The sequence below is a fragment of the Capnocytophaga granulosa ATCC 51502 genome (genome assembly GCF_000411115.1).
GTDB lineage: Bacteria > Bacteroidota > Bacteroidia > Flavobacteriales > Flavobacteriaceae > Capnocytophaga > Capnocytophaga granulosa.
On record NZ_KE150253.1, the window covers coordinates 275040 to 300476 of the forward strand.

Here is a 25437-nt window from a genome sequence, read left to right on the forward strand (position 1 = left end):
TGTATTTTGGTGCAAATATATTACATTTTTTTTATTTTATCCACCATAAACCTCCATTTTTTACCTCCAAGGAGCTAGGAAAATTATTTGTATAGAGACTGCCAGTGCCTAGACCTTGTGGCATAGGATTTCCCAGCGTATAAGTCCATTGGGCTATGGCTGAAAGGCCTATATTCCCCTCAAGGGCAGAGGTAATCCACCAGCCCACACCTTGCTCCTGAGCTAAGGTAATCCATTCTTCACTGCCCTTGTAGCCTCCTATAAGTGAGGGTTTTAGAATGATATAGGCAGGTTTTATAATCTTGAGCATCTCCTCTTTTCGTTTTTCGCAGGTGATACCTATGAGTTCCTCGTCCAAGGCGATGGGTAGGGGAGAGGCCTCACAGAGGCGTGCCATCTGCTCGTATTGCCCTGCGCGAATGGGTTGTTCTATGGAATGTATCTGTAAGTCAGCCAATCGCTTGAGCTTTTCCAAGGCCTCAAGAGGAGAGAAAGCACCATTGGCATCCACCCTAAGTTCTATATCCGACGGAGCGTATTCTTGGAGAATGTTTTTAAGTAACTGATATTCTGTATCAAAGTCTATGGCGCCAATTTTCATCTTGATACAGTGGAACCCTTGGGCGAGTTTTTCTCGTATTTGCTGTTGCATATAGTCCTTATCGCCCATCCATATAAGGCCATTGATAGGGATTGCCTCTTTCCCTTCGGTAAAGGCAGAGGGGAAAAGTACTCCTTCTTGTGCGGCCTCTAAGGAAAGGAAAGCCTGTTCCACTCCGAACTGGATAGAGGGGTAGCCCTTGAGCTGCTCCCAAAGGGCTTCTTTGCCTAAGGAGATATGAGTGCAAGTCCATAGGAGTTTGCTACGCTCGTAATCGGACAAGTCATCTATGCTTAGGCCAGGCAACGGACTACATTCGCCTACGCCATATCGTCCGTTGTGCTCTATGGTAAGAAGCCATGTAGGTTTCTCAGTCAGTACCCCGCGTGAGGTACCCGCAGGCCGCTTGAACTGTAAGGTGTATTTCTGAAAAGTTGCTTTCATGATAGCTGTATAATCAGCTACAAAAGTAGTGATTTTCTTGTAAAAACAGGGCTTTGCTCAGAGGAATATTTTCTACCATACAAATTTGTCTGTATAATCTATCTAGGATAAGATATTTTTTTATTACCTTTGCACTTATATTAGTGAAAAGTGAATAGTGAAAAGTGAAAAACACTATTCACTAATCATTGTTCACTATCCAATAACATGAGATTGAAATACTTACCTTTAGTACTTATATTACTGATACTTGGCTGTAATAGAACTAAGTATCCCGTTGTACCTCCTTCAGTAAAAGTGGAAGTATTGCGAATGGATTCTATTTTTTTCAATACGCCATCAGAGAATTTTCCTAGTTTGAAGGCTAAATATCCGCTTTTCTTTCCAGAGGCTACCTCCGATAAGCAATGGATAGAAAAGCAGCATGATACACTAGAGCGAGAACTCTTTACCGAGACGACCAAAACCATAGGCAATTTCTCCCAACAGAAAGAACAAATTGAGCATATTTGTGATCATGTCAAGTACTATTTTCCCCAGTTTACCCCTCCTAAGATCGTTACCTTGATCTCCGATGTGGATTATCCCTCTCGAGTGATCTATGCTGATAGCTTATTGCTTATAGGAGTAGATAACTATTTGGGAGCCAAGCACCGTTTCTATGTGGATTTGGATGGCTATATTGCTCAGGAGTTAGACCTAAAGTATCTCCCCACGGATGTAGCTCTTGCTTTTGCACAGGCTATTATCCCTCCTCCGCGCAATGCTACTTTCTTGGATACCATGCTCTATGAGGGAAAGGTGCTCTACTTAGCCCAGCGCTTTCTTCCCACTACTCCTCAGAGGGATTTGCTCAAGTATAGCCAAGAGAAATACCAATGGGCAGAGGCCAATCAGGCGCAGATATGGCGCTACTTTGTAGAAAACCAACTGCTCTATAGTACTGATAAGAAAGTACTTAACCGATTTATAGACATAGCCCCTTTCTCTAAGTTCTATTTGGAGCTGGATAGCGAGTCACCTGGGGGGATAGGGCGCTATATAGGTCTTAATATTGTAGAACAGTATATGGAAAAGCTCCCTGAAAATACCCCTTTGCGGGACTTGCTCACTGTCTCCAACGATGAACTCTTTAAAAAAGCAAATTATAAACCTAAAAAATAACAAATGAATCATACTTCTGAAATAAAATTGCAAGTAGAATTGGATGAAAATCGTATTCCTGAACGCATCACATGGGAGGCTCCCGATGGAGGTATCGCTCACCAGGAGGCTAAGGCCATGTTTCTCTCTGTATGGGATCACAAGACCAAAGAGGCACTTCGTATAGACCTATGGACTAAGGATATGCCCCTGGAGGAGATGAATGTTTTCTACTATCAGACATTCCAGACCATGGCCGATACGTTTTATAAGGCTACTCAAGATCAGAAAATGACCGATACCATGCGTGATTTCTGTGAATATTTCGCTGAAAAAATGAATATTACTAAAAAATAAGCTGTACAAAATGAAAAATAAACTAAAAGTAGGCGTATTAGGCGCAGGACACCTAGGAAAAATACATCTAAGACTTTTGAATCAGTCCGAAAAATACGAATTAGTTGGTTTTTATGATCCTAACCAAGAACAAGCACAGAAGGTAGTGGCCGAATTTGGCTATACCTATTTTGATAATATGGATAAGCTTATTGAGGCAGTAGAGGTGGTGGATATCGTAACCCCAACCCTCTCTCACTATGAGTGTGCCAAGAAAGCTATTGCAGCTAAGCGACATATCTTTATAGAAAAGCCAATCACCAGTACTGTAGAAGAAGCCGAGGAGATCTATCGCCTCTTGGAGGCTAACCACCTCAAGGGGCAAGTAGGGCATGTGGAGCGCTTTAATCCTGCTTTCTTAGCGGCAAAGGCCTCCATAGAGAATCCTATGTTTATTGAAGTACACCGCTTGGCCGAGTTCAATCCACGTGGTACGGATGTCTCCGTAGTGCTTGACCTGATGATCCACGATATAGATGTCCTACTCAGTGTGGTGCATTCGCCTGTAAAGCATATAGAAGCCAGTGGCGTAGCCGTCATTAGCAAGTCGCCCGATATTACCAATGCCCGTATAGAGTTTGAAAACGGTTGCGTGGCCAATCTTACCGCCAGCCGTATCTCCATGAAAAATATGCGCAAAAGCCGCTTCTTCCAGAGAGATGCTTATATCTCGGTAGATTTTTTGGAGAAAAAGGTAGAAGTGGTACGCATGAAAGATGCTCCAGAGCACCCCAACGAATACGATATGATTCTCCAAAATGCTGAGGGCGAACACAAGCAAATCTACTTTGAATACCCAGAAGTACAGCCATCCAATGCTATTTTGGACGAACTCGAGACTTTCGCCGATGCTATAGAACATAACACTACTCCAGTGGTGACCTTCCTACAAGGAACTGAAGCACTACGCGTAGCCAGAGAAATAAACTCGTTAGTCAATGAGCACCTTAGCCAATTAGCTAATTAGTACAGTAATTCATTGGTTGATTAAAAAAAATATGTATCTTTGCACCCAACTAAAAAACCATATTAAATGAAACTAAAGAACATTGCCATTGCCTTTTTAGGGGCACTCCTTTTTGCCACATGTTCCAAAAAGGATGACGAGAAAGAATACACAGCGGAAGAATCCAAAGCCGTGGTTCGCAGTACTATGGACAATTTTTATAATTGTCTGCAAAACCTCAATGACGGCGGTTTTGCTAACTTCTTTCATGAACTTCTCTTCAAAGAAGCAGTCAGAGATCAGGATGGGGAAACTCAATCTTGGGGGAACTTCTTAGGAGAAAAGTTTGACAAACAGAATTTTGCAGAGGGACTTACAGAAGGAGATCGTTTTAACTATCACCGAATGAAAGGAACCTATACTTGGAACAAAAATACAGCACTTTGGGAGAAGACCGCTAACAATGACAATGTTACTTTTATTTTCCCTGCTACCAAGGAAGCAACTACCAACAATGGTAGACTCGTAATAGACCAATATGAGGATACTGAAACCACTTATAGGGATGATAAAGTGTATCTTCCTACAGCAGCTCACCTTTATGCTTCAGTAGATAATACAAAGGTGTTTGAAGTAACAGTTAAAAATGTTACTTTCGAGAAGAAAACAAACTTTACTATGCCACTATCGGCTCACATAAGTATATATACGAATCCTTTTACAACAACTATCCAGTGGAACAGACAGAATCCAGAAAACTTTGTCTTTGATTTTGCCTTTTCTTCCCCACAAGGTTGTACCACAGGCCTACATGCTGATATCAAATTGACAACTTCTGATTATGGAAATATAACCAACCTTAATGAAGCTATTGATAAAATAGCTATTACTGCAACTCAAGGAGATCTACAGATAAAAGGTAATATAGATGTAAAGAGTATCAATGAAAAAACAAAAGGAGAAACAAAGCTTTCTGTAGAACAGATAAATACTTATGCAAAAGCAGAACTCTTCAAAGGAAATTCCAAAATTGCTGATGTAAAATATGAAGAAGAAAATGATAAAGGGGTGATCTATTTTATCTTTTCCGATGGTTCAAGAGAGAAAGCAGAAAAGTATGTGAGTGATTTTGAAGATAGAGTAACTAAGATATTCAAACGCTTTGAAAGAAAAAATAATTAATGAGAAAATATATTTTTATCTTACTTCTTACACACATTGCTCTCGCTCAAGAGGGCAATGTGTCTTTTAATCATACAGATAGCCTTAGCGCTCCTCCTGCTTATCGTCATCAGATAGGTATAGGGATTTCTCGATTTGTCAATTCTGCTTTTCCCTCCGATACGAATACCTTTTTGCTGGAATATCGTTACCTAAAAGATGCTGTCTTAGCCTATCGTATAGGGGGAGATTACCGTGCAGAAAGTAATAAGGATAGTACTTATGAGTTTGCTCTGAAAGTAGGGGGTGATAAATTATTTAGGGATTACAAGAGGTGGAAATTCTATTATGGGGTAGACCTATGGGGGCGTTACCTATATTATGAAAACAGAAAACAACACTTTACCAGTATTGCCCTAAATCCTTTTTTGGGAATACAATACCAGTTAAGCCCCAATTTTTCTATTTCCACGGAACCAGGATTCTTTATAAAATACAATTTCCGTAAGGATTATAAGAGTTTTGACCCTGAAGCTCAAACGCATTGGTGGGAAAGCCGATTTGCAAAAATAGGTAATCTCCAGATTAATTTTCACTTTTAACCCATGTGTCAATGAGCTAATCTGCTAATTGACAGATTATTTTCCATACCCTCCTGGCTAGAGTGAGCGTATCACTTCAGCCTTACCTCTCTCCAATTGACAGCCCGTACTGTATTCACTCATTAGTTAGCTCTAGAGCGATGTGTGCGCATGCCTCGGCATCGGCTAAGGCATGATGATGTTGTTTTAGATCAAAGCCTAGATAAGCTGAAACGGTGTCTAGCTTGTGATTGACGAGCTTAGGGAGCTGTCTGCGAGCTAACCGATAGGTACAAAAGAAGGGATTGGTATGTGGGGGCAATTCATAATGAGCCAATACTGCCCGCAAACAGCTCTCATCAAATGCACTGTTATGGGCTACAAAGGGTAGATCTTTTATCTTAGGCAATAGCTCTGCCCATATCTCAGGGAAAAGACGTGCATTTTCGGTGTCACTTTGCGAAAGGCCATGTATCTGGGTACAGAAGGGAGAATAATAATTAGGGCAAGGCTTTATCAATTCGTAAAAGGTTTCGGTAATTTTAGAATTTTCAACAAAGACAAGTCCTATACTGCATACACTACTGCGGTGCTGGTTAGCGGTTTCAAAGTCTATAGCTACGAAAGAAGTCATGGTGTATTGTGTTAAAGCCTCTATTGCTGAAAGAGGTGTTTTTCGAGTACAAAGGTAAGAATAATTAGCTAATAAGCAAATTAGCTATACTGGATTCTTAAGTTATAAAAACCAATTTTTTGGAACATAAAAGGTAATGACCAAAGGTTTTAAGCGTTATTGTAATTACACAGGGATATTTCTTTTAAACCTTTGTCGAAAAGAGAAGTTAAGCAGAGGTTACCTGTGATATTTTGGAGTTTGTGTTTTGTCATTCCTTTAGGTAAGATGATATTGCTATATTCGCGAGTGGTGAGCGAAAAGACTTTTTGGTTACCCTTCCAATCATCAGTTTTAAAGACAGGTGTTAGTATCACATATTCAGATTCCGTAAAGCACCCATTGACCCCACGTTTTTTATGATCAGTATGCAAATTGTCCGATTCGATAATCTTCTCGATGACCTTCCCGTCGGCAGAGATTTGTGCGAGCGCATAATAATCCATTCCCCATTTATTGACCGATGAAGCGCTTTCACCCGGAATGAAGGCGTAGATTTTTTTATCTGATATTTTAAGACTGTCTATTTTTGGAGTATCGGTGGTTCTATGGTCACAATGCGTAAATGCTTTTTTATCTATTTTTGAAAAAGATTTCCATTTGGCAGTTTTTGCTACCTCATCAAATTCTAAAAGGGCAAAACATCTTGCATTAGCGTAATAAACTTCATTTTCAAAGCAAACAGGAATCGTTTGACTGTCGGATATATTTTGAAAATACCTCTGTTCAGCCCTCTCAGGTACAATGTTATACCTTAGTAATGATTTATTTTTTATCGGAATAAGTGCTGGTGACGAATGTACCTCTGAGTAATACCGCACTTCTTTTGCAGAGATGATGATGACAAACCCTTCTTTATATCTGAAAAGCATAGGATAATCTCTGTTGGATGTTGGGTTGTATTCAATAGGAATCTTTTTGACGCCTTCGGTTGAAAGGACAAGGGCGTAATATTTATGCCAATCGGTATGATCGGAAGTTAGGATTACTGCCGTTCCATTGGGTAGTAAAATTGAAGCATAAACAAATGAGAATTCATTGTCAAATTCCCATTTTCTCAAAAGTGTTAGTTTAAAATCGCTCATATCCTTTTCTTTTTTCTATCTATTCACTCGGCAAAGGTAGTAAATAATTTGCTAATTAGCTCATTAGCAAATTAACTAATTATTATTATCTTTGTGCCTTAAAAAAACATATTATTATGGAATTGCAAGTAGGTAAAAGCTATCGGGTAAAAAATGATGTTTTCAACTTTAAAGCGGGCGAAGTTTGGTCGTTAGTAAGAGAAGGATACCAAATTTACTTCGGTGAACAAAATTTTGAATTCGTTAATGCCGAGAAAAATTGTCGATTTATGGTCTTGCGAAATACTTCCGATAAAGATATGGAAATAGGATACCATTTGGATAGGTATTTTGAGGAAATTGAAGAGTAGAATATCGGTAATTATCAATTATGAAATTATCACTATCTTTGCACTCTTTAAAAAATATCATACAAAAAGATGAAGAAAAGATTTTTGATAGCAGCCCTATTCATGCTATTTTTAGGAGGTATTGCCACAGCACAATCTCAAGAGCAACCCTCAACCCTTGCCGAGCTACAAGCCGAAAAAGAAAGATTGGAAGCCAAATTCGCTAAAGTCCTCGAAGACAAAGAAAATGCAAAAAATTCTTTAACAGGTAAATACGCAGATGTAGCGTTTGCTTTTAATAGGCATATCAGCAAAAAGCAAAGAAAGTTTGCTAAGACTCTCGAACGAGGTGCCAAACGCCAAGAAAAACAAATCAAAAAGAAATTGAAAAAACTCAACAAACGTATTGAGAAAATAAAGAAAGAGGAAATAGCAAATTAGCAAATGAAAAGACTACTCCCTTTATTATTAGTCCTCCTTTGGGGGCAAAATATACTATGGGCGCAAAAAGCAATATTACTTAGAGCACAATACGAAAGCTATGCCATAGACAACGAAACCGATTCACTACTCCCCGACGGAAAGGAAAGCCGTGAATACTATACCTTTCTGCGCTTCAACCGTAGAAAAGATACTTTATTTGTCAATCAAAAAGATACCCCAAAGGATATAGCGCAAAAAGCTGCCTTTTCCTACTTCCTCACTACGAAAAAAATAGCTACCGATAAGCTACAACTCCTTATAGGTAATAAAAATCGTACGGATATTTTTTTATTTCACTTTGAAAAACCTAATATTATATATGTAAATAAAGATAAGTATTTACTAAGTGATAAATATGCTCTTTTCTTAAATAAAAAAATATTCAAAAAGAGGGATATCGCTACTATATTAGATTTTTTAGACGACCAATTAGGGGATTATTTTATAGATACAGAAGTATTTATGATAAGCACTAAGGACAAATACAAAAAGAACCTGAAAATGTATGGAGGCACTGTCATCAACGAAGCTGATACCACTGTTTATAGTACTTTATATGCAGCATACGATGATAAAGGTCTTCAGATGTTAGGAAGAGTAGATACTAACGAACCCCAATTACCTTTTTCACTTGACAAGAAAAGAAAATATATAGATGCTGATAAGCTCGTTTTCGAAATAGAGGAACAAACTCCCAAAAACAACGCCACTTATACCCAAGAAATCTATTTCTCAGGCGAAAAGTTTATAGAAAAAGGTGATTATACCCAATACGGACTTAATATTACTACGTTTTATACGAAAACGATAGGGAAGGTAAAAAATAAGAAGTTTTTATTATTTTAATTGTTTTTATTTTGTACCTTTGCCAAAAATATTTAAATTATTAGGAGTGGGAATAACTAATAAAAACACAGATTTTCAGAAGAGTATGGCAAAACTTGGTTTTGTCATAGATGATGATTGTTTGTATTTAACCACTGAAAATTATACTATTCTACCTGATCTACAAATTCAATTTCATATTGAGAAAGCTAAAGAATTTGCAGCCTCTGCTGTATATCTACGAAAACAACTTAATGGTAGCTATAAACCTCAAGTATATTTATTTGATTTTACTCATATCCCCTTTACAGAAGAAAAAGAACTGAATATATCAGAAATACAAACTAAAATTTGGAGTAGTGGTGAGGCTCCATTAGCTTGTTTCTTCTACAAAACAGAAATAAAAATAGTTGATTGTTCTCGTCATCTTACCGAAGATTACAAACCTCAATATCTTATAGAACATTTAGCATTAACAGCTAAAGCACATCAATTATATAATAATCAATTTGCTATCAAAATCAAGAGTGGTATCTTTTGGGAAGAAAAAGAATTAAAAAATAAATTTAAATTTGGAAATTCTGCCTATGATACTTTGATACAAAATATTCACTTTGTTATCAACAAACTGAAAGAACAGTTTGTTGATACAATTCCTCAATTGGCTAATAAAATCATTATACAAGCTATTCTTATAAAATATTTGGAAGAACGTATGGATAACAACGGAAATAAGTTGTTATCTGATAAATATTTTCAACCTTATGGATCGACTTCTTTTAACGAAGTTTTACGTCAAAAGGGAAAATTTGCTGATTTGCTTTCTGATTTAGATAAGCATTTTAATGGAAATGTTTTTAAATGGAAAGACGAAGAGCAAGAAGAGCTTAGAAGATTAGATTTATCTATTGTTGCTCAACTTCTAAATACTGATAAAAAAGATTTATCTTCACAACAGCTTGAATTTGGATTTACTAATTGGCGATACTTTGAATTTAGTTTTATTCCTGTAGAACTTATAAGTAGATTATATGAAGAGTTTTTAGGAGAACAGAAAAAAGAAAAAGGATTGTTCTATACACCATCACATTTAGCTAAATTATTAGTAGATGAATGTTTGCCACTGAAAAACTATGAAGATTTTGATATAGCTAATTATAAAATACTCGATCCTGCTTGTGGCTCAGGAATATTTTTGGTAGTAGTTTTTAAACGCCTTGTACAAATTTGGAAGTTACAACACAATATGGAGACTCCTACTATAACAGACTTAAAACTGTTATTAAAAAATATTTATGGAGTAGATAAGGAACAACAAGCAATATATCTAACATCATTTAGTTTGAGTTTAGCTTTGTGCAATGAGCTTAACCCTATTACCATATTGAATGAATTGCGATTTGATAACTTAATAGGAAGTAACCTCATACATTCTAATTTTTTTGCTTGCAAAGAAATAGAAAACAAAAAATTCGACTTAATTATTGGTAATCCCCCCTTTGTAAGAGGGAAATTAGATAAAAAGCAGGAAAAATGGAAGATTAATGATAAAAAGATTAAAATTCCACAAGGGCAAATAGCCCTTGGTTTTCTTACACAATCCTTTAATTACTTAAAGGAAGGGGGGCTTTTATGCTTAATTACTAATTCATCTGGTCTTTTATATAATAACACTTCAAATGATTTTAGAAAGACTTTATTTGAAAACTATAATGTTGTCCAGTTATTTGATTTTACATCTTTAGCTCGGAATAATTCACTTTGGGAAAATGCTGATGTCGCTGCTGTAGCTATATTTGCTAAAAATGAAGCTCCTGATATACGAAAGAACATCTTACATCTCACTTTTAGAAGAACAAAAGCTACCATAGAACGTATTGTTTTTGAAATAGATGATTACGATTTACATTTTATAAACCGACAAACAGCTATTGCTAATCCTTTTATATGGAAAAATAATTTATTAGGAGGGGGGCGTATAAAGTTGCTTATTGAGAAAGTACAAGAATTACCTCTTTTTGAAGATTTTTTTAAAAGAAAAAGAATGTTATGCAGAAGAAGGTCTCATTGTAGCTAATTCTCATAAAAAAACAGCTACTCATTTACAAAATATACCTTTTCTGCCTGCTGATGCTATCAATGAAGATAGTATAATCTATGATAAACTCACTACATTTCAATGGAAAAAAGTAAATAAATTACCAACAGAAAAGATTTTTAAAGCACCTAATATTATTTTATGGAAAAATATAGGAAAAAAAAGATTGCCTATATTCTATAATGAAACTGACTTTAGTTTTAGAGATCAAATAGTAGGGATTAAAGCAGCTGATAAGAAGTTGATGAAAGATATAGTAACAAATATAAATCTTTATAGTGATTTTTATAGGTTCTATATGTTTGTAGTTAGTGGTTATTTGCTTATTCATCGTAATACTTTTCTACTAAAAAAAGATTATATGCAGTTACGATATATTAATGAAAATGTACAAGACTATTTTTCTGATTTTGATAAGAATGTCATTTCAGATGTTAATAACTATTTTCAATTAATGCTTCGAAATGGCGAAAACTCTAAAGCTTTACAACCTATTGTGAAGAAAGAATTGAAAACGGTACTATTGCATTATGGTATGGAGTTTTCAAGAGCTTTAAATGCTATTTATGGAAATGAAGAACGACAATTTAGACTCGAACAAGTAGTACAGCTTAAAAACTCATTCATTGCTACTGTTTTTAAATATGACAACTTAACAAATCCTGTTGAGTTTGTAAACGAAAACGCTATAAATATTGAAGAACTCAGTAATGAAAAACTCTCAGCACATCTATCCGCTAACAGAATTATAAAATTATACCCTGAAAAGGATATGATTGTTTTTGTAAAACCTAATCAATACAGATATTGGCTATCACTCACTGCCTATCGAGATGCTGATAAATGTTTTTCTGATTTAATAAATGCAGGATACTAATGATAGCGAACGAATATTCACCACTTACACAAACGCCTACTTTATCTGTACAAAAAGGAAAAACACTTCAGCTTATATACAAAGCAATGAATGAAGCTATATTGCCTTTTAGAAAAATAGTATTAGAACAAGATGATTTAAAGAAGCCTTTAAACGAAAATAAATATACTCAGATATTTGTAGAGCAAGTAGACGTATTTTTAAGACAATACCCAAATATAGGGGTGAAAAACCAATATTCAGATGTATTTTACAATACAAAAGGAGTGCCTGATTTTTATTTCCATAAGATAGAGGAAGGTTTTTATAATGAACCTATAATAGTTTGGGAGTCAAAAATGCTAAATACTCATACTAAAAAAGAGAGAAAAAAGGAATATGTAGTAGGCAATAATAACAATGGAGGTATAGAACGTTTTAAAAATGAAAAACACGGTAAAGGATTGAATGAATGTGGCTTGTTAGGCTTTGTAGAAGATGAAACTTTTGAACATTGGCATTCTCAAATTAATGAGTGGATAGAAGCTCTATCAAACACTGATAACAATTGGTATAAAGATGAAAAACTGCATATTACTGAACCACATAATGACTACTATCTACTGAAATCAAAGGTACATAGAACTAATAATAAACTAAATCTTACTCATTTGTGGATCACTGTTTATAAGAATAATTAACAAAATCCCCGCTCATAGTATTCTCTACAAGCGGGGAAATATTATTTTTGTTGGTTAGATAACCTAAGGGCTTCTGTCCAGAAAGCGTCTTCTTCGTCTATGTGTTCAGAGAATAACCAAACCTCTTGTATTTTTTCGTTCTCTACTCGATAGAGGTCGATGCCTCTCATTCGTATACTTTTGTCAAAAGCAAATACCTCAAAAGCAACAGCAGCAGCTACCAAATGATTGTTTTCGGTGATATAATCAATTTGGTCAATAGCAAAAGTGCCTCCACTGAGCTCAGACATTCTTCCTAAATGAGAGAATACAGCCTCTTTACCTTTGTAGCTACCTGAAAGAGCTCCCCTCCCTGGTTGATGCCATACTAAGTCATCGGCTAATAAACTGCCTACTTTCTCAAAATCTCCTTTAGCTAAGGAGACATAAAACTGATGTACAATTTCTGTTTTTGTCATTTTTGTATGAATTTTTCTTTGTTATTTCATCGCAAAATTATACCTTTGTATCCAAGCACACAAGTACTTACGAGAAAGTAAGCACCTTACAAAGAAGTTAGAATTACTTAGTATCAAATAGAAAAAATATTGTGATGAACGAAAAAAATATCAACAATGACTGTCCTGTATGGCGAACAATGCAAATAATGGGGAGCAAATGGGCAATGCTTATACTGTTTCATCTCAGTCAGCGTACACATCGTTATGGGGAACTAAAGCGTGCCATTCCACAAGTGAGTGAAAAAGTACTCAATGAGGAACTAAAAACGCTCTGCACTCATCAATTAGTGGCAAAAGTAAGTTATCCAGAAGTGCCTCCACGAGTGGAGTATTCCCTTACCGATTTAGGTAGAGAAGCCTTACCTATCATAGAAGCGATTATCCGTTTTGGAAATGACCACTTGAAGCGTAACTAATAAAAACCCTCCCCGCTCATAGTATTTTTTACCACTGGGGAGGGTATTTTTTTATCCTAATTTGCGTGTTATTTCAGCGAAGAAAGAAATGCTAACAATCGCTGGGCTTGCACTTTGGCTTTTGCTTCTATATCCTCTTTGGTATAACCTGCATTTACTGATGTCCCGTGAAAATATATAGGCTCTACATACTTCATCTGCGCATAATAAGCCGTTTGCGCTAAGTTCTTGCAAAACTCGTATACTTTGAAATGGTGTTCTCCCAAAGTGTGATATTCACTTTCGGGTGCCCCAACGGTAAAACTTGGGATAAAATATTTTCCTTTGAGCTTATCTCCTTGTGAACCATAAGCAAACTGATACGTGAAAACCTCATCAAACCAATGCTTGAGTATCGCTGGCATATTATACCAATAAAAAGGATATTGAAAGATAACCTCTTGATGCTTGAGTAAGGCTTCTTGCTCTGCTTTTACATCTATTTGAAAGGTAGGGTATAGCGCTGATAAATTTCTGATTTCAAAATCTATATCACTACGAGAAAGCTCCTCTATGATAGCCTTATTGGCTATCGATTGGTCAAAATGGGGGTGTGCTAAAATTACTAATGCCATATCGAAATTATTTTTTAATTTTGTCGCAAAATTATAGTACAACTTTCAATCTGGCAATAACTATCTAAATAGATACTTTATAATTTCAACTATTATGGAAACAAAAATAGAGTGTACTGCCCCCAGCGTTCGCTTAGGAGAAAAAACCTATCCTTGCACCATTGCCGTAGCGATGGATTTGATAGGAGGAAAATGGAAAGCCGTGATTTTGTATCACCTTAAAGAAGGTGAAAAGCGATTTAGCGAACTGAAAAAAGACCTCTATTCGGTAACCGAAACTACGCTGAGTATCCAACTAAAACAATTGGAAAACGATGAGCTTATTTCTAAAGTTGTCTATGGCAAGAAACCTCCTTTGGTGGCTATCTATTCACTCACCGACTTAGGAAAATCTTTTTTGCCTATACTCGATGCCCTTACCCAATGGGGAAATAAAATTGTGCTTGAAAAAGGAACTTTCCTAACAGAATAAAACACAATTATTAATTTCCAAATTTTCTAATTTGCTAATTGCTCAATTATTCTCCGCTCCTTTTTTCAAAATATTCACTCCATTAATACCCCCCAAAAAAACCATATATAAGGATAGCAAGGAGCAAAACGATTCTGCTAATTCGTCAAAAGTTTGTGCAGTTGAGCGTTGAACGAGGGCTGTTCGGTTGCCAAAATACTGAAAAATTCAACGTCGAAAGCCTCGACCTTAGCGACAGCTTGCGCGATGAGTTCGGCACCTTTATCGGTGATAGCAACTACTTTGGCGCGGGTGTCGGTCTTGTGTTCTTCTCTTGTGATAAGGTCTTTGCTCTGCAAAGTGCGCACCACTTGCGAGGTAGTCATTGGGTCTATCTTGGTGAAATTTGCCAAAGATACCTGCGTGATTTCTTTTCCTTGTTGGGCGAACCACTGGGCACTCGCCAAGAGTACAAACTGGGGGTGTGTGAGGTCAAATGGTTGCAACACTTTTTTGATTCCGCGTTGCCATAACATACTTACTTGCCAAAGTAAAAGTCCTGAGCTTTCTTCGGCTTTCAAATTAAAAATTGAGGGCTGAGAGGTCATTGTGTAACATTTTAGAGGCTATAAGTTTAAAATCGTTTTCGGATATTTCCAAAATACCAAAGCGAAAAGGATATCCCCACGCTTTTTTATTGGGGATAAAGTCCAATAGCTCGATAAGGTCGGCTATGGGCGTTTCTTCGCAGTCTACAAAAGTAATATTTCTCCTAAACGGACAGAAATTTTCACTCATCTGAAAGGCATAGACTTCCTCGTCTTTCACTTTGCCAATAGCCGTGAAGGCTTGGCATTTGTCTTCCTTTCCAAAATAGCGTTTGGAAGAGTAATAGAGAATACCGTCACCCTCCTGCATACGCTTCAAAGGCTGTGCCTTGCCGTGGCAGGCTTGGGCAAATCCTCCCGCAACGCCCATTTGTACGTGGTCTCTGCTCGCCACGATAATCCAATATTTGATAGGTCTGTTTTTCATTTATAAATGGAATAAAAACCGTGTGACACACTGCCACACGGCGATTTTTATCAATTGCAAAATTAGTTTAATTCTTTGATTTTCGCAACCAATCGAGCAGCGTGATCTTTGGCTCTTTGTTGTAGAGTTGTAAGTGCTTCTTTGGGCATTACCTCTGGAATGTACTTCATTCCATAAGAGATTACAGGCTCTTGGAATAGCAGTTTGCAGTGATTGGCAGTTTGGCGGTGAATATTGAGAAAATCGGTAAACGGATAGTTCTGTGCGCCACCGTGTTGGTAAGCCTCTTCAGGTGCTCCGGTAGTGAAAGAAAGGATGAGTTTCTTGCCCATCAGCTTGTTGTCGCCATAAGCAAAGCCGTGTGAAAACACGTTGTCTAACCATTTTTTCAGCAAGGCAGGAAGCGAATACCAATTCACAGGGAATTGCCATACAATTACATCTGCTTTTACAAGTTTAGCTTGTTCGGCAGTTACGTCAATTTGATAGTTAGGGTAGAGAGCTTGCAAGTTACTTACTTCAGCCTCAGGGAGCAAGCGTTTTACTTCTTCTAAAATAGCCTTATTGGCGGTAGACGTCTCCATTGTAGGATGCCCGTTGATAATTAAAACTTTCATATATAATTTAAATTTACTTCTTTATTCGGGCGCAAAGATAATATGTTTTTATATAATAAGCAAACTTACTATATATTATTTTATAAATATTTTTTTGAGCTATAGGTATTACTATGAGTTAGGGATATAAAAAATCCCCACTCGTAGTATTTCCTACCAGTGGGGAGGGGGGGGTATTTTATTTTCAATATCTTACTCTGGTGCTGAATAGGTTACTATATCAATACCGATACCGTTGGGGTCTATAATGGCAAAATGGCGGTCGCCCCAAGGCTCTTCGCGTAAGTCTATGGCAATGGGTACGCCCTGCTCTTTTAGCTTTTGGTAATACTCATCTACATTCTCTACTTCAATGGTGAGGTATACGCCCTGTTGAGTAAAAGGTTTTTGGAAGAGAGGTTGTTGCGAAGGGTGATTAGGCAACAAAAAGCTGATTTCAGCCTCGTGATTCAGGGTGTGCAACAGCAAATAAAAGTCGTTTTCAAAAGTAACGTCAAATTCCAGTACTTGGGTGTAGAAAGCCTTGCTCTCGGCTAATTTCTCGGTGATAATACCTGCGTTTAATTTCATTGTGATAATGTATTTGTTATTCGGAGGCAAAAGTACTGCAAGCGCAGGGAATACAATTGTAAAAAACGGACATTCTTCAGCCGAACACCTTACTTGGGGTATCGCCATAAAATGTTTTAAACGATTTGATAAAATGAGCTTGGTCGTAATAAGTGTCTAAAAAAGAATGGTTGTGATAGGCTTTTGCACTTAGTATATGTTGGAAGCGCACAATATTGCTAAAAGTCTTAGGACTGTCGCCTATGTAGTAGTCGAAAAGACGACGCAACTGTCGGGGGCTGATACCTGTATCTAACTCACTGATGTGTATGCTACCTTTGCTTTGCAATATCTGTGAAAGTGCCCAGAAAAAGCGCTTGTCTATCTGCAAAGAGCGTTGTGATAGGTGACGGAGAAAATAGTTGTCCAAGCGTTGTGTTATGATAGCTAACGAAAGGGGAATTTCTAACTGCTGAGTGATAAAAGTAGCCAGTGCGGGCACTACCTCACGCAAGGGGATTTCTTGTGCGCTGATTTCAAAAGCATCCTGACCAAAAAGTAGCGGAAAGGCACTGGGCAGAAAGCGCACCCCCACATAGTGAAATGCCCCTATTATAGGAAACTCAATATATGTGTTGCAATAGCCCATAACGGAACTCATCTGCGGGGCGTTGCAGTCAAAAAATAGGTCTATACAACCATCGGCAACTACTCGGTAGCAAAAAGGTGTGTTACGTGGAGGTGATTTCAGTTCCCAATAGCAATATATAAACGAACACAAAGCCTCACACGGAAGAAACTCGGTATAGGTAACCTCTTTTTCTTCCGCAGGAATAACCGATTGCATAGGGTGATAGTAGGGGCGAAGTGATAACACGTTGTTTGCTATTGATGGACTGCAAAAGTAATAAATAATTAGCAATTAACAAGAAGACTTCATGCTTGTTACAAGCAGGAAGTTTTTATTTCACTCGTTTGATAATTAGTTTCTTAAATAAAAGATACATGCCGTAGCCAAAGAGGAGTCCTATACATAGGCCAGTAAGCACATCAAAGGGATAATGTACACCTAAGTAGATGCGGCTATAAGAGACTACTGCCGCCCATAACAATAGCCATAACAGCAGTTTTGGATAGCGAGGCTTCAGTACTTGGCCTAAGAACATAGCTAAGGCAAAGGTATTGGCCGCATGAGCAGAGAAATAACCGAATTGTCCTCCACAATGGGTGAATCGCAACTGACCGTTGATCAATGGGTTATGACAGGGGCGTAATCGGTGAAACTGTACCTTGAAGAGGTTGGAGAGCTGGTCAGTCAAGGCAATCATTACCCCTACACACAGCAGTATACAGAGAAATTGCTTGAGCGAATACTGCCTATAACAAGACCAACACAACCATGCATAGAGGGGAATAGCTGTCCATTTGTTAGTTATCACCAGCCAAAATCCGTCCCATAGGGGCGTACCTAAGCCATTGAGAAAGAGGATCATCTCTTGGTCAAGGCTATTGAGGGTTTCTATAAAACTATTCATAACGGCTTATTTCTCGGTCATAGAAAGCGGTAGCCTCTTGGATAAGCCCCTCGGCGGAGGCGGCTAACTCTTCTTCGTCCTCTTGGTCAAACTCCTCCAACCATTCGACCTCATCGTCGGCAAGGTTGAGGATAAAGCGAGGAAATTCCGTATGAATGATGAAAATAGCGTCGGGATAATCGGTATTATCACCGAGCAAAAATTTAGGAAATGATGCCATAATCAGTTTTTAGTTTTTAGTTTTCAGTTGGATGATTCTTTATAAGTCTGCCAGAGAGGAGCAGAAAGCGGGCAGTTTGTAGCAATGCCGAAAAAGCCAGGCCTATAAGGAGCCCTATCCAGATACCTGTGGTCTTCAGTGGAGTGTGTAGCCCTAAGTAATAACAAATAGGAAAGGCGATGATCCAATAGGATATAAAAGAGAGTATCATAGGCACTTTGGCATCTTGCAAGCCACGTAGTGCCCCTAGAGCAACTGTTTGGATTCCGTCTACGATTTGGAAGAGGGCAGCGATCAGTAGCAGATGTGCCGATTCCTCTATCACTAAACCTATGTTAGTGGATGAGCTGAGCTTATCGGTGTCCAAGAATAGTTCAGGCAACTGGTAGCGCAATAGCCCCATGAGTCCACCTAAGACGACTTGTGACAGAAGGATAAAAAGAAATATGGAGATAGCCACACGGCGCAAAGAGACATAATCCTCCAAGCCCTTGTAGTTACCCACACGTATCATGGCCACCACGCTCATGCCATTGGCAATCATAAAGGTCAGGGTAGCTATACTCAAGGCAATTTGGTTGGCTGCCTGATAGATTTCTCCCAGTACGCCGCTGAGCCAAGTGGCAGCAATAAAGACACCTGCTTCAAAGACCACTTGAAGACCAGAGGGAACGCCTATATGGAGGAACTTGCGAATCATGGCACCATCTATCTTGGGCATAAGCCTTGTCATATATTGGGTCAAGCGGGTATCCTTGTAGAGGATCAGCCAAAGCAGGATAGGCATCACCACACGGGAGGCCAAAGTACCTACAGCAGCCCCCAGTACGCCCATACGTGGACAACCCCAACTACCATAGATAAAGAGGTAGTTTAGAAAGATATTCAGCAGGTTGGCCGCTATAGTTACATAGAGTGAATATTGAGTAATAGAAAAGCCATCGGCGAATTGCTTGAGTGCTTGAAAGAACATCATAGGAATGATAGAGACAGCTACCAGATGTACATAAGGTACCGCCAAGGCGATCACCTCTTCCTTCTGTTGGGTGTAGCGCATCAGGGGTTCGGAAAGGAAAAGCCCTGCAAAGATAAGGACTCCCAAGATCGTATGAGTGAGTAGGCCATGGGTGAGTATGGACTTGGTCTGGGCTGTATCATTCTTCTTGACCGATTCGGCGGTAAGGGTAGTAATCACAGTGGAGAAACCGATACCAAAGGACATCAGTAGGAAGACATAACTGTTGCCCAAGGAGGCCGCAGCAAGCTCCAGAGTACCTACCTTTCCTACCATGGCTGTATCAATCACTCCAACCAAGGTATGCCCCAGCATGGAGAGTATGATAGGAAGCGCTAAGCGGAGGTTATAGCCAAATTCGTTGATGTATTGTTTCATTTTTTCACTCGTTTTTCTTCTGTCTTAGTAGGTTTTTCTTCAGCAGTAGTGGTATTTTCTTTAGTCGGTTTAGGTTTCTCTTCAGCTTGTTCTGCAAGGGAGATTTCTTGTTCTATCTCCCAGTTGGCACGCAGTTCTATCTCTTTGGCAAAGTAGTGCACAGGTTCGGCTTGCAGGTGCTTAAGGTAGCTACCTGTATCCCATTTTTTGTTTCGGTTGTGATCCTCTATCACTCGCAGGCGGTAGTTGCCCGCTTTGAGAAAAGGAAAGCTATAGGAAGGGCTGGTCTGTTCCACATATTGCTCATAGAGTACCTTCTTGGCCTCCTTATCAGTAAGTTCAATGATAAAAGGCAAAGGTACATCATCCTTAAAGGTGAGCTTAAGGGAGCCAAAATCTTCTACTTTCTTGGCAGTGAAGGAGTCCTGTAAGGTATCACTCTTCTGACCGAAGAAGTTTTCAAAGGCACTAAAAGCCTTGAACTGGTATTTTTCCCCTTCTTTTACCTTTACCTTGAGGGTGATTTGGGAGGTGTTGGGGGTGAAAATAGGTTCAAATCCCACTTCGATACTATCCTTAGCAACCATTATCTTTATGGCTTCCTTATTGAAGGTGTGGATAGGCGTATTGGAAGAGAGCACAATCTCTTCTTCAGTGGGGGAGATACCTTTAAACTCAGGGGTGATTTTCCATTTTTCGGGTTTCATCTTACGCAGATTGACCTTGATGGTATCAGTTCGGTTGCTCTTTACCAAGAGCTTGAGCGAATCCTCCACCTTCGGGTGATACCACAGCCATAGGGTGTCTTTGGCAGGCTCTTTTTCCATAACCCATTTCCAATCGGCAGGCAGGGGAGAGAGAGGCTTTACTTGGATACTGTCCTTTTCTCCCTGATACCCTATGCTGATACGTTGCTCACCCGACTGGAAGGGGCGAGAGGTTTGTGTCTGGGGCACCTCCTTGAAAAGGGAAAGGGTGTAAGTACTATCGGTAGGTATCGTAATAGGGGTTGGGTAGAAAGCTATCTTATCACTCTTAGGATCAAAAAGATAGTTGTTGTCCTTGTCCTTCATCGCCACCAACCTATACTTGCCGGCTTTCAGGTGCGTAAGCTCAAATGAGGTGAGGCTATCTAAGGTATTGACAACATAGAGAGGTCGCTCCTTATACACTACCGAGTCGGAATACTTCTCTCCCATTTCGTAGAGCATCACATTGACAAAATTGTCCGCTTTGGGGAGCAGTGCGTCCTTGATACGCCCCTTAAGGGTCAGTGAATCAATGGTGTTGCCAGTGGAAAAGGTATAAGTATAGAAGCTCAAGGGATTGCCTTCGTTGTTGTCCTGTATGCTCTTACCAAAGTTAAGGGTATAGGTAGTATTGGCTCTTAGGGTGTCCAATATCTTGATATTGATATACTTGGAAGCATTTCCCGAAGGGGTAATCTCAGGGAAATAGGCCAAGGGAGGGGAGACGATGAGCTGTTTGCGTATGTCCTTAAGGGTAACAAACTCATCGAAATAGATGCGAATGCGGTTGCCTGTAAAGTTCACCGATTCGTTAGGGGGGATGGTTTTCACTACCTTCGGAGGGGTCTTGTCCTGTGCGCCCCCCGTAGGAGAGCCTACGCGAGCACAAGCTACCCACAGCAGCAGCGCACCACCGAGCAGATAAAGGTATGTTTTTTTCATAATAGTTTGTCCTATTTATCCCAAGTGTACAGCGGTATTGAGTTTGCCCAATAGCTGGGTAGCTACCACATTGGCATATTCCTTTTTGCGGTATTTACTCACGGACTGTATGCCTTGTCGGGTGTTGGTCAGAAATAGCTCATCAGCCTTTTGTAATTCGAAAGGTGAGACAGGGCGTTCCTCTATGGTGAAGCCATCGGCCTTTCCTATGGCTTCTATGAGTTTTTTACGGGTAATTCCATTGGGCGCTCCTTCCGATAGAGGAGGGGTAACTACCTGATTGCCAAAGACTAAAAACAGGTTTCCGTCCAAGAAGCTCACCACATTCTTCTGCGTATTCATCAGGATACAGTTCTGGTAATCATTCTCTTGGGCAAATACGCTTCCGATGATCTTAAGCAATTGGTTGGTCGTTAGCAGCGTAGCAAGCAAGTCGGCCTGGGTGTAATAATCCTTGAATAGCTCCACTTCATAACCAATGCGCAGGTTTTGGTAGAAGGGTGTGGTGATTCCCTCTATATCCATGCAATAATTCACCTCAGCACTTTGGGGCGTATAGCCACCTCCTTCTCGGCGGGTAATGGTAGTACGCACCAGTACGGGCTTGGCCGAAAGGGCATTGGCCTGTATTGTTTTTTTGATTTCAGCCTCTAAGAACTCCATGGTAAAGTTGGCTGGGATTTCCATACGTGCAATACGCATGGTAGCCATCAGGCGTAGGTAGTGTTCTTCCCAAAAAAAGAGACTACCCTCTACATATTTTACAATGTCAAAGACGCCATCTCCGTAGAGGAAACCGCGATTCTTAGCCGAAAGGGCAGGGGAGGTCTGTTGTATTTCTCCGTTATAGTTGATCATTCGTTACAGTTACATTAAGGGGGGCAAAGTTACGGATTATTTTCGGGTTCTCCTATAGTCTTTGTGTAAGCTCGGTCAGCCACTTGCCTTGTACCTTCATCACCTGTTCTATGACCTCTCTCACACAACCCTGTCCACCGCCCAGATGGGAGATATATCGGGCTACGGCCTTCACTTCTGGTACGGCATCTTGTGGACAGGTAGGCAGGCCGACACGCTTCATCGGGGCTACATCGGGAATGTCATCCCCCATATAGAGAATCTCCTCAGGGCGCAGGCCATACTTATCCATATACTCTTTTAGAGGCTCTATCTTCAGGTGATTGGCCATATAGATGTCGGTAACACCCAATTGCTCAAATCTTCGGCGAGTGCCTATGTTATTCCCTCCAGTGATAATGGCAATGCGGTAGCCCTGATTGATTGCCTGCTTAATGGCATAACCATCTTTTACATTGAACGAACGTAAGAGGTCGCCATCGTTTTGCACCAAAACTTGGCACTGGGTAAGCACCCCATCTATGTCAAAGATAAAAGTGGTGATGTCACCTAATAATTCCTTGTAATTTTTATTTTCCATAGGTTGTTAATATAGAAGTTGATATATCTCGGTAAATCTCTTTCTCTATGCCTTGTAGCAGGGCTAAATGTTTCTCTATCACAGCACGATCCCCCCTTTTGGCAGGGCCTGTTTGTCCTTCAAAGAAAGACAATTGTTGCCCCTTGAGGTAGGTTTCCTCCAGTAGCGGTTGCAACAGCTCAAAAGGAATCCCCTCACGAGCGCAGAGTTGCTGGCTCAGATACCATAGGTGATTGGTGAAATTGTTTAGAAAAACAGCCGCCACATGTAGGTATTGTCGCTGCAAACTATCTATGGCATAGCACTTAGGGGAAAATACCTTGGCCAAGCCCTCCAAAAGTGCATAATCAGCGACTTCTTCCGTCTCCAAACAGAAAGGAACCTTTGAGAAATCCACCGCTTGCGCTATGGAAAAAGACTGCAAGGGGTAGAATACCCCACGCCTTTGGCGGGCACTAAGCGCCTGCATAGGCACACTGCCTGAGGTATGTACCACCAAGCGCCCTTCGAAAGGGAGCTGCTCAGAGAGCGCGGCTATGGTATCGTCCTTGACTGAAAGGATATAAATATCAGCAGGGAGCAAAGCCTCCAACTGTGTGGTTTTCTCTACCGCAATTGCGTCAAAGGCAGTACTTAGTGGACTGCGATTGTATAGCTGTACGAGCTGGTATTGAGGGTTTTCCGTAAGTCGTTGGGCTAAGTGATAGGCCACATTGCCCCCGCCCAAAAGGACTACTTTCTTCATAGATAGCAAACAAATGCCAAAAGTACTATATTTTTATGACACCTCAAAAGATTTGTCTTATTTTTTTAGGTCAGCTCAGAGAAAAACCGTACTTTTGCACTTAAAATTACATTCATGAGAAAACTCGTAGGCTTTGCCGCCCTTTTGGCACTCCTTAGTGCCTGTTCTAAAAAGCCGTCTCTTCAAGGAGATTGGCAAATCGCAAGTATCGCTGTAAATGATAGGACACAACCCTTGGACGATTGTACCAAGAAGACCTATCTTTCCTTTGGCAAGGATTCGATTACTTATCACGCCTTTGTCCCATTTGATAATTGTAAGGAAAATATCTCCCGCCTTCCTTATACGGCAACACCTGACAGTATCAAGGTAACCAACGAACTCAAGCGTATAGAGCGTAGCCTCTACCAAATCAAAGGAGATACACTCATCATTACCGATGCCGCTGAGATCCAAGGACAAAAAATAGTCTCTAAAGTAAAACTTGTCAGAAAAACTAGTGACAAGTAACAAATGATTAGTCACTAGTCGTTAGTCATTAGTCACTATTTTGGTATGATTTTTGCTTTTCTTAGGGTATGAAAACGTTATTTCTTACCCTATTTCTATTAGCTACGGCTTGTCTCTATGCTCAACCAGAGAAGTTTTCTTCGGGGTCACTCCTACTCACTCCTAAGAAAGAGGCACCCCTACAACCCAAGGGAGCAGAGCAGAAGAGCTCCGAGGTGTCCTCTTGGATGAAGAACTACCAAAAGCAAAACCCTACGCCCTCCTTTTCCTCAGAAGACAAGGGCGTGGATTTCACTGGTCAGTACCGCAAGCAATATGCCCAAAAGGAGATTACCCTGCCTAAGTACCAAACTGATCTGAAACTGGAAAAGGAGCAAGACCTCTCTGCCCTTAGGGGTGATAAGTCCTATGGCGAGTTCAATAGCACTGCCGATGGGGTAGGTATCTTTTGCCGCGACTATGCCGATGTAGATGGGGATATAGTGGATATATACCTCAATGATGAGTTGGTGATAAGCAATGTATACTTACGTGGTGACTTCCAGCGCCTACATATTCCCCTGAAAGTAGGTTTTAACAAAATAGAAATCAAGGCACTCAACCAAGGACTCTATGGTCCCAACACGGCTGAGTTCCTTGTGATAGATGACCAAAACCAAACGCTTATCAACCAGACATGGGCGCTGCTCACTGGCTACAAAGCCCGCTTTGTGATTGTTAAAGACAAATAATAATGATTAATGATTAACGCTGATAATGATTATTCTTAATTCGTTAATCATTAATCATTAATCGTTAAAAATGAATTTTTTAGCACATATTTTTTTATCAGGAGAAGAGAATGACCTGCTAAAGTTGGGGAATTTTATGGGAGATACCATACGAGGTAAGCAGTATCTGGACTATCCAGAAGAAGTACAGCGTGGTATTCTCCTGCATAGGCAAATAGATACTTTTACCGATGCCCATCCTCTTTTTCGAGAAAGCAAAAGGCGGTTGGTGCCTCTCTATGGCCATTATGCGGGAGTGATTACAGATATTTTCTATGATTATTTCTTGGCCAAGCACTGGCATACATTCTCTTCGGAGGATTTCGATGGCTATATTGAGCGCTTTTATGCACTTTTGCAGGAGAAAAAGGAGGTGCTAAACCCCCAAATGCAGTCTATTGCTGGCTATATGATGCGAGATAATTGGCTTAAAGCCTATCAGACTTATACGGGATTGGCACGAATCCTCTATCAGATGGATAGACGAACCGAGTTTCGCTCCCACATGCAGTATGCGATTACCTCTCTGCAAACCGAAGAACCTCTCTTTGAAGCCGAGTTTCTTCCTTTTTTTAAAGAAATACAAGAGTTTGTCATAACAATTGACAAATAACAATCCTAACAATCCTTG

General features: G+C 39.6%; 33 protein-coding genes. 16 read left to right on the top strand and 17 right to left on the bottom strand.

Features of this window, described 5'->3' with window-relative positions; all coding sequences use genetic code 11:
• Positions 1-31: 31 nt before the first annotated feature.
• The gene (menC, locus tag HMPREF9331_RS06250; protein WP_016420157.1) at positions 32-1045 is read right to left on the bottom strand and encodes an o-succinylbenzoate synthase; all 1014 of its coding nucleotides are present in this window, start codon (positions 1043-1045) and stop codon (positions 32-34) included.
• A gap of 207 nt (positions 1046-1252) precedes the next feature.
• Here menC and gldB point away from each other — a divergent pair, with 207 nt between their 5' ends.
• From gldB to HMPREF9331_RS06275, 5 genes are all read left to right on the top strand, one after another.
• A complete protein-coding gene (gldB, locus tag HMPREF9331_RS06255) occupies positions 1253-2209 on the top strand; it encodes a gliding motility lipoprotein GldB (RefSeq protein ID WP_040357143.1) in 957 nt (318 codons plus the stop codon).
• Positions 2210-2212: 3 nt separating this feature from the next.
• The gene (gene gldC, locus HMPREF9331_RS06260) at positions 2213-2545 is read left to right on the top strand and encodes a gliding motility protein GldC (RefSeq protein ID WP_009640835.1); all 333 of its coding nucleotides are present in this window, start codon (positions 2213-2215) and stop codon (positions 2543-2545) included.
• A gap of 10 nt (positions 2546-2555) precedes the next feature.
• Entirely contained in the window at positions 2556-3551 is a 996-nt protein-coding gene (locus HMPREF9331_RS06265) for a Gfo/Idh/MocA family oxidoreductase (RefSeq protein ID WP_016420159.1), read from the top strand.
• A 66-nt stretch (positions 3552-3617) separates the two neighbouring features.
• Positions 3618-4712, top strand: a complete 1095-nt coding sequence (locus HMPREF9331_RS06270) for a hypothetical protein (protein ID WP_016420160.1) — start codon at positions 3618-3620, stop codon at positions 4710-4712.
• Positions 4712-5293, top strand: coding sequence for a hypothetical protein (locus HMPREF9331_RS06275; protein WP_016420161.1), 582 nt, complete (start codon positions 4712-4714; stop codon positions 5291-5293). Before HMPREF9331_RS06270 ends, HMPREF9331_RS06275 begins: the two co-directional genes overlap by 1 nt.
• Positions 5294-5408: 115 nt before the next feature.
• Here HMPREF9331_RS06275 and HMPREF9331_RS06280 read toward each other — a convergent pair whose 3' ends face one another.
• Positions 5409-5906 (bottom strand): 3'-5' exonuclease, encoded by a 498-nt coding sequence (locus HMPREF9331_RS06280; RefSeq protein ID WP_016420162.1) that lies wholly within the window; start codon positions 5904-5906, stop codon positions 5409-5411.
• Between the two features lie 149 nt (positions 5907-6055).
• Positions 6056-7030: a hypothetical protein gene (locus tag HMPREF9331_RS06285; RefSeq protein ID WP_016420163.1), complete on the bottom strand. Its 975-nt coding sequence runs from the start codon at positions 7028-7030 to the stop codon at positions 6056-6058.
• A 116-nt stretch (positions 7031-7146) separates the two neighbouring features.
• Here HMPREF9331_RS06285 and HMPREF9331_RS06290 point away from each other — a divergent pair, with 116 nt between their 5' ends.
• The 6 genes from HMPREF9331_RS06290 (at position 7147) to HMPREF9331_RS06315 (ending at position 12322) form a co-directional block, all read left to right on the top strand.
• A complete protein-coding gene (locus HMPREF9331_RS06290) occupies positions 7147-7380 on the top strand; it encodes a hypothetical protein (protein ID WP_016420164.1) in 234 nt (77 codons plus the stop codon).
• Between the two features lie 69 nt (positions 7381-7449).
• Complete coding sequence (locus HMPREF9331_RS06295) at positions 7450-7800, top strand: hypothetical protein (RefSeq protein WP_016420165.1); 351 nt, start codon at positions 7450-7452, stop codon at positions 7798-7800.
• 3 nt (positions 7801-7803) lie between these two features.
• A complete protein-coding gene (locus HMPREF9331_RS06300) occupies positions 7804-8688 on the top strand; it encodes a hypothetical protein (protein ID WP_016420166.1) in 885 nt (294 codons plus the stop codon).
• A 19-nt stretch (positions 8689-8707) separates the two neighbouring features.
• Positions 8708-10744 (top strand): HsdM family class I SAM-dependent methyltransferase, encoded by a 2037-nt coding sequence (locus tag HMPREF9331_RS06305; protein ID WP_155848677.1) that lies wholly within the window; start codon positions 8708-8710, stop codon positions 10742-10744.
• Entirely contained in the window at positions 10686-11642 is a 957-nt protein-coding gene (locus tag HMPREF9331_RS06310) for a hypothetical protein (RefSeq protein ID WP_016420168.1), read from the top strand. Before HMPREF9331_RS06305 ends, HMPREF9331_RS06310 begins: the two co-directional genes overlap by 59 nt.
• The gene (locus tag HMPREF9331_RS06315) at positions 11642-12322 is read left to right on the top strand and encodes a hypothetical protein (RefSeq protein WP_016420169.1); all 681 of its coding nucleotides are present in this window, start codon (positions 11642-11644) and stop codon (positions 12320-12322) included. Before HMPREF9331_RS06310 ends, HMPREF9331_RS06315 begins: the two co-directional genes overlap by 1 nt.
• 41 nt (positions 12323-12363) lie before the next feature.
• On the opposite strand, the gene HMPREF9331_RS06320 is transcribed toward HMPREF9331_RS06315, so the two are convergent.
• On the bottom strand, positions 12364-12780 hold the full coding sequence (locus tag HMPREF9331_RS06320; protein WP_016420170.1) for a nuclear transport factor 2 family protein: 417 nt from the start codon (positions 12778-12780) through the stop codon (positions 12364-12366).
• A 134-nt stretch (positions 12781-12914) separates the two neighbouring features.
• Here HMPREF9331_RS06320 and HMPREF9331_RS06325 point away from each other — a divergent pair, with 134 nt between their 5' ends.
• On the top strand, positions 12915-13238 hold the full coding sequence (locus tag HMPREF9331_RS06325) for a winged helix-turn-helix transcriptional regulator (protein WP_016420171.1): 324 nt from the start codon (positions 12915-12917) through the stop codon (positions 13236-13238).
• A gap of 68 nt (positions 13239-13306) precedes the next feature.
• On the opposite strand, the gene HMPREF9331_RS06330 is transcribed toward HMPREF9331_RS06325, so the two are convergent.
• Positions 13307-13852, bottom strand: a complete 546-nt coding sequence (locus tag HMPREF9331_RS06330) for an NAD(P)H-dependent oxidoreductase (RefSeq protein WP_016420172.1) — start codon at positions 13850-13852, stop codon at positions 13307-13309.
• Positions 13853-13946: 94 nt separating this feature from the next.
• Here HMPREF9331_RS06330 and HMPREF9331_RS06335 point away from each other — a divergent pair, with 94 nt between their 5' ends.
• Positions 13947-14324: a winged helix-turn-helix transcriptional regulator gene (locus HMPREF9331_RS06335; protein WP_016420173.1), complete on the top strand. Its 378-nt coding sequence runs from the start codon at positions 13947-13949 to the stop codon at positions 14322-14324.
• Positions 14325-14461: 137 nt separating this feature from the next.
• Here the strand turns inward: HMPREF9331_RS06335 and HMPREF9331_RS06340 are convergent, their stop codons facing one another.
• From HMPREF9331_RS06340 to HMPREF9331_RS06395, 12 genes are all read right to left on the bottom strand, one after another.
• Entirely contained in the window at positions 14462-14911 is a 450-nt protein-coding gene (locus HMPREF9331_RS06340; RefSeq protein ID WP_016420174.1) for a MarR family winged helix-turn-helix transcriptional regulator, read from the bottom strand.
• Entirely contained in the window at positions 14886-15338 is a 453-nt protein-coding gene (locus tag HMPREF9331_RS06345) for an EVE domain-containing protein (protein ID WP_016420175.1), read from the bottom strand. The genes HMPREF9331_RS06340 and HMPREF9331_RS06345 overlap by 26 nt, the downstream gene beginning before the upstream one ends.
• A gap of 62 nt (positions 15339-15400) precedes the next feature.
• Positions 15401-15955 carry an NAD(P)H-dependent oxidoreductase gene (locus HMPREF9331_RS06350; protein ID WP_016420176.1) on the bottom strand — a complete coding sequence of 185 codons (555 nt, stop codon included), beginning with the start codon at positions 15953-15955 and terminating at the stop codon, positions 15401-15403.
• Positions 15956-16147: 192 nt separating this feature from the next.
• Positions 16148-16525, bottom strand: a complete 378-nt coding sequence (locus tag HMPREF9331_RS06355; RefSeq protein WP_040357144.1) for a VOC family protein — start codon at positions 16523-16525, stop codon at positions 16148-16150.
• 76 nt (positions 16526-16601) lie between these two features.
• Entirely contained in the window at positions 16602-17351 is a 750-nt protein-coding gene (locus HMPREF9331_RS06360) for a helix-turn-helix domain-containing protein (protein WP_016420178.1), read from the bottom strand.
• 115 nt (positions 17352-17466) lie between these two features.
• On the bottom strand, positions 17467-18039 hold the full coding sequence (locus tag HMPREF9331_RS06365; protein ID WP_016420179.1) for a phosphatase PAP2 family protein: 573 nt from the start codon (positions 18037-18039) through the stop codon (positions 17467-17469).
• Positions 18032-18259 (bottom strand): hypothetical protein, encoded by a 228-nt coding sequence (locus tag HMPREF9331_RS06370; protein ID WP_009640748.1) that lies wholly within the window; start codon positions 18257-18259, stop codon positions 18032-18034. Before HMPREF9331_RS06370 ends, HMPREF9331_RS06365 begins: the two co-directional genes overlap by 8 nt.
• Positions 18260-18275: 16 nt before the next feature.
• Positions 18276-19652, bottom strand: a complete 1377-nt coding sequence (locus HMPREF9331_RS06375; protein ID WP_016420180.1) for an MATE family efflux transporter — start codon at positions 19650-19652, stop codon at positions 18276-18278.
• A complete protein-coding gene (locus HMPREF9331_RS06380) occupies positions 19649-21343 on the bottom strand; it encodes an Ig-like domain-containing domain (RefSeq protein ID WP_016420181.1) in 1695 nt (564 codons plus the stop codon). The genes HMPREF9331_RS06375 and HMPREF9331_RS06380 overlap by 4 nt, the downstream gene beginning before the upstream one ends.
• A gap of 15 nt (positions 21344-21358) precedes the next feature.
• A complete protein-coding gene (locus HMPREF9331_RS06385; protein WP_016420182.1) occupies positions 21359-22201 on the bottom strand; it encodes an aminotransferase class IV in 843 nt (280 codons plus the stop codon).
• Positions 22202-22253: 52 nt separating this feature from the next.
• Complete coding sequence (locus tag HMPREF9331_RS06390) at positions 22254-22781, bottom strand: KdsC family phosphatase (RefSeq protein ID WP_016420183.1); 528 nt, start codon at positions 22779-22781, stop codon at positions 22254-22256.
• The gene (locus tag HMPREF9331_RS06395; protein WP_016420184.1) at positions 22771-23526 is read right to left on the bottom strand and encodes a Rossmann-like and DUF2520 domain-containing protein; all 756 of its coding nucleotides are present in this window, start codon (positions 23524-23526) and stop codon (positions 22771-22773) included. Before HMPREF9331_RS06395 ends, HMPREF9331_RS06390 begins: the two co-directional genes overlap by 11 nt.
• Before the next feature lie 114 nt (positions 23527-23640).
• Here HMPREF9331_RS06395 and HMPREF9331_RS06400 point away from each other — a divergent pair, with 114 nt between their 5' ends.
• The 3 genes from HMPREF9331_RS06400 (at position 23641) to HMPREF9331_RS06410 (ending at position 25419) form a co-directional block, all read left to right on the top strand.
• Entirely contained in the window at positions 23641-24036 is a 396-nt protein-coding gene (locus HMPREF9331_RS06400) for a lipocalin-like domain-containing protein (RefSeq protein WP_016420185.1), read from the top strand.
• 68 nt (positions 24037-24104) lie between these two features.
• Positions 24105-24767, top strand: coding sequence for a hypothetical protein (locus HMPREF9331_RS06405; RefSeq protein ID WP_016420186.1), 663 nt, complete (start codon positions 24105-24107; stop codon positions 24765-24767).
• A gap of 70 nt (positions 24768-24837) precedes the next feature.
• A complete protein-coding gene (locus tag HMPREF9331_RS06410; protein WP_016420187.1) occupies positions 24838-25419 on the top strand; it encodes an acyl carrier protein phosphodiesterase in 582 nt (193 codons plus the stop codon).
• Positions 25420-25437: the final 18 nt, after the last annotated feature.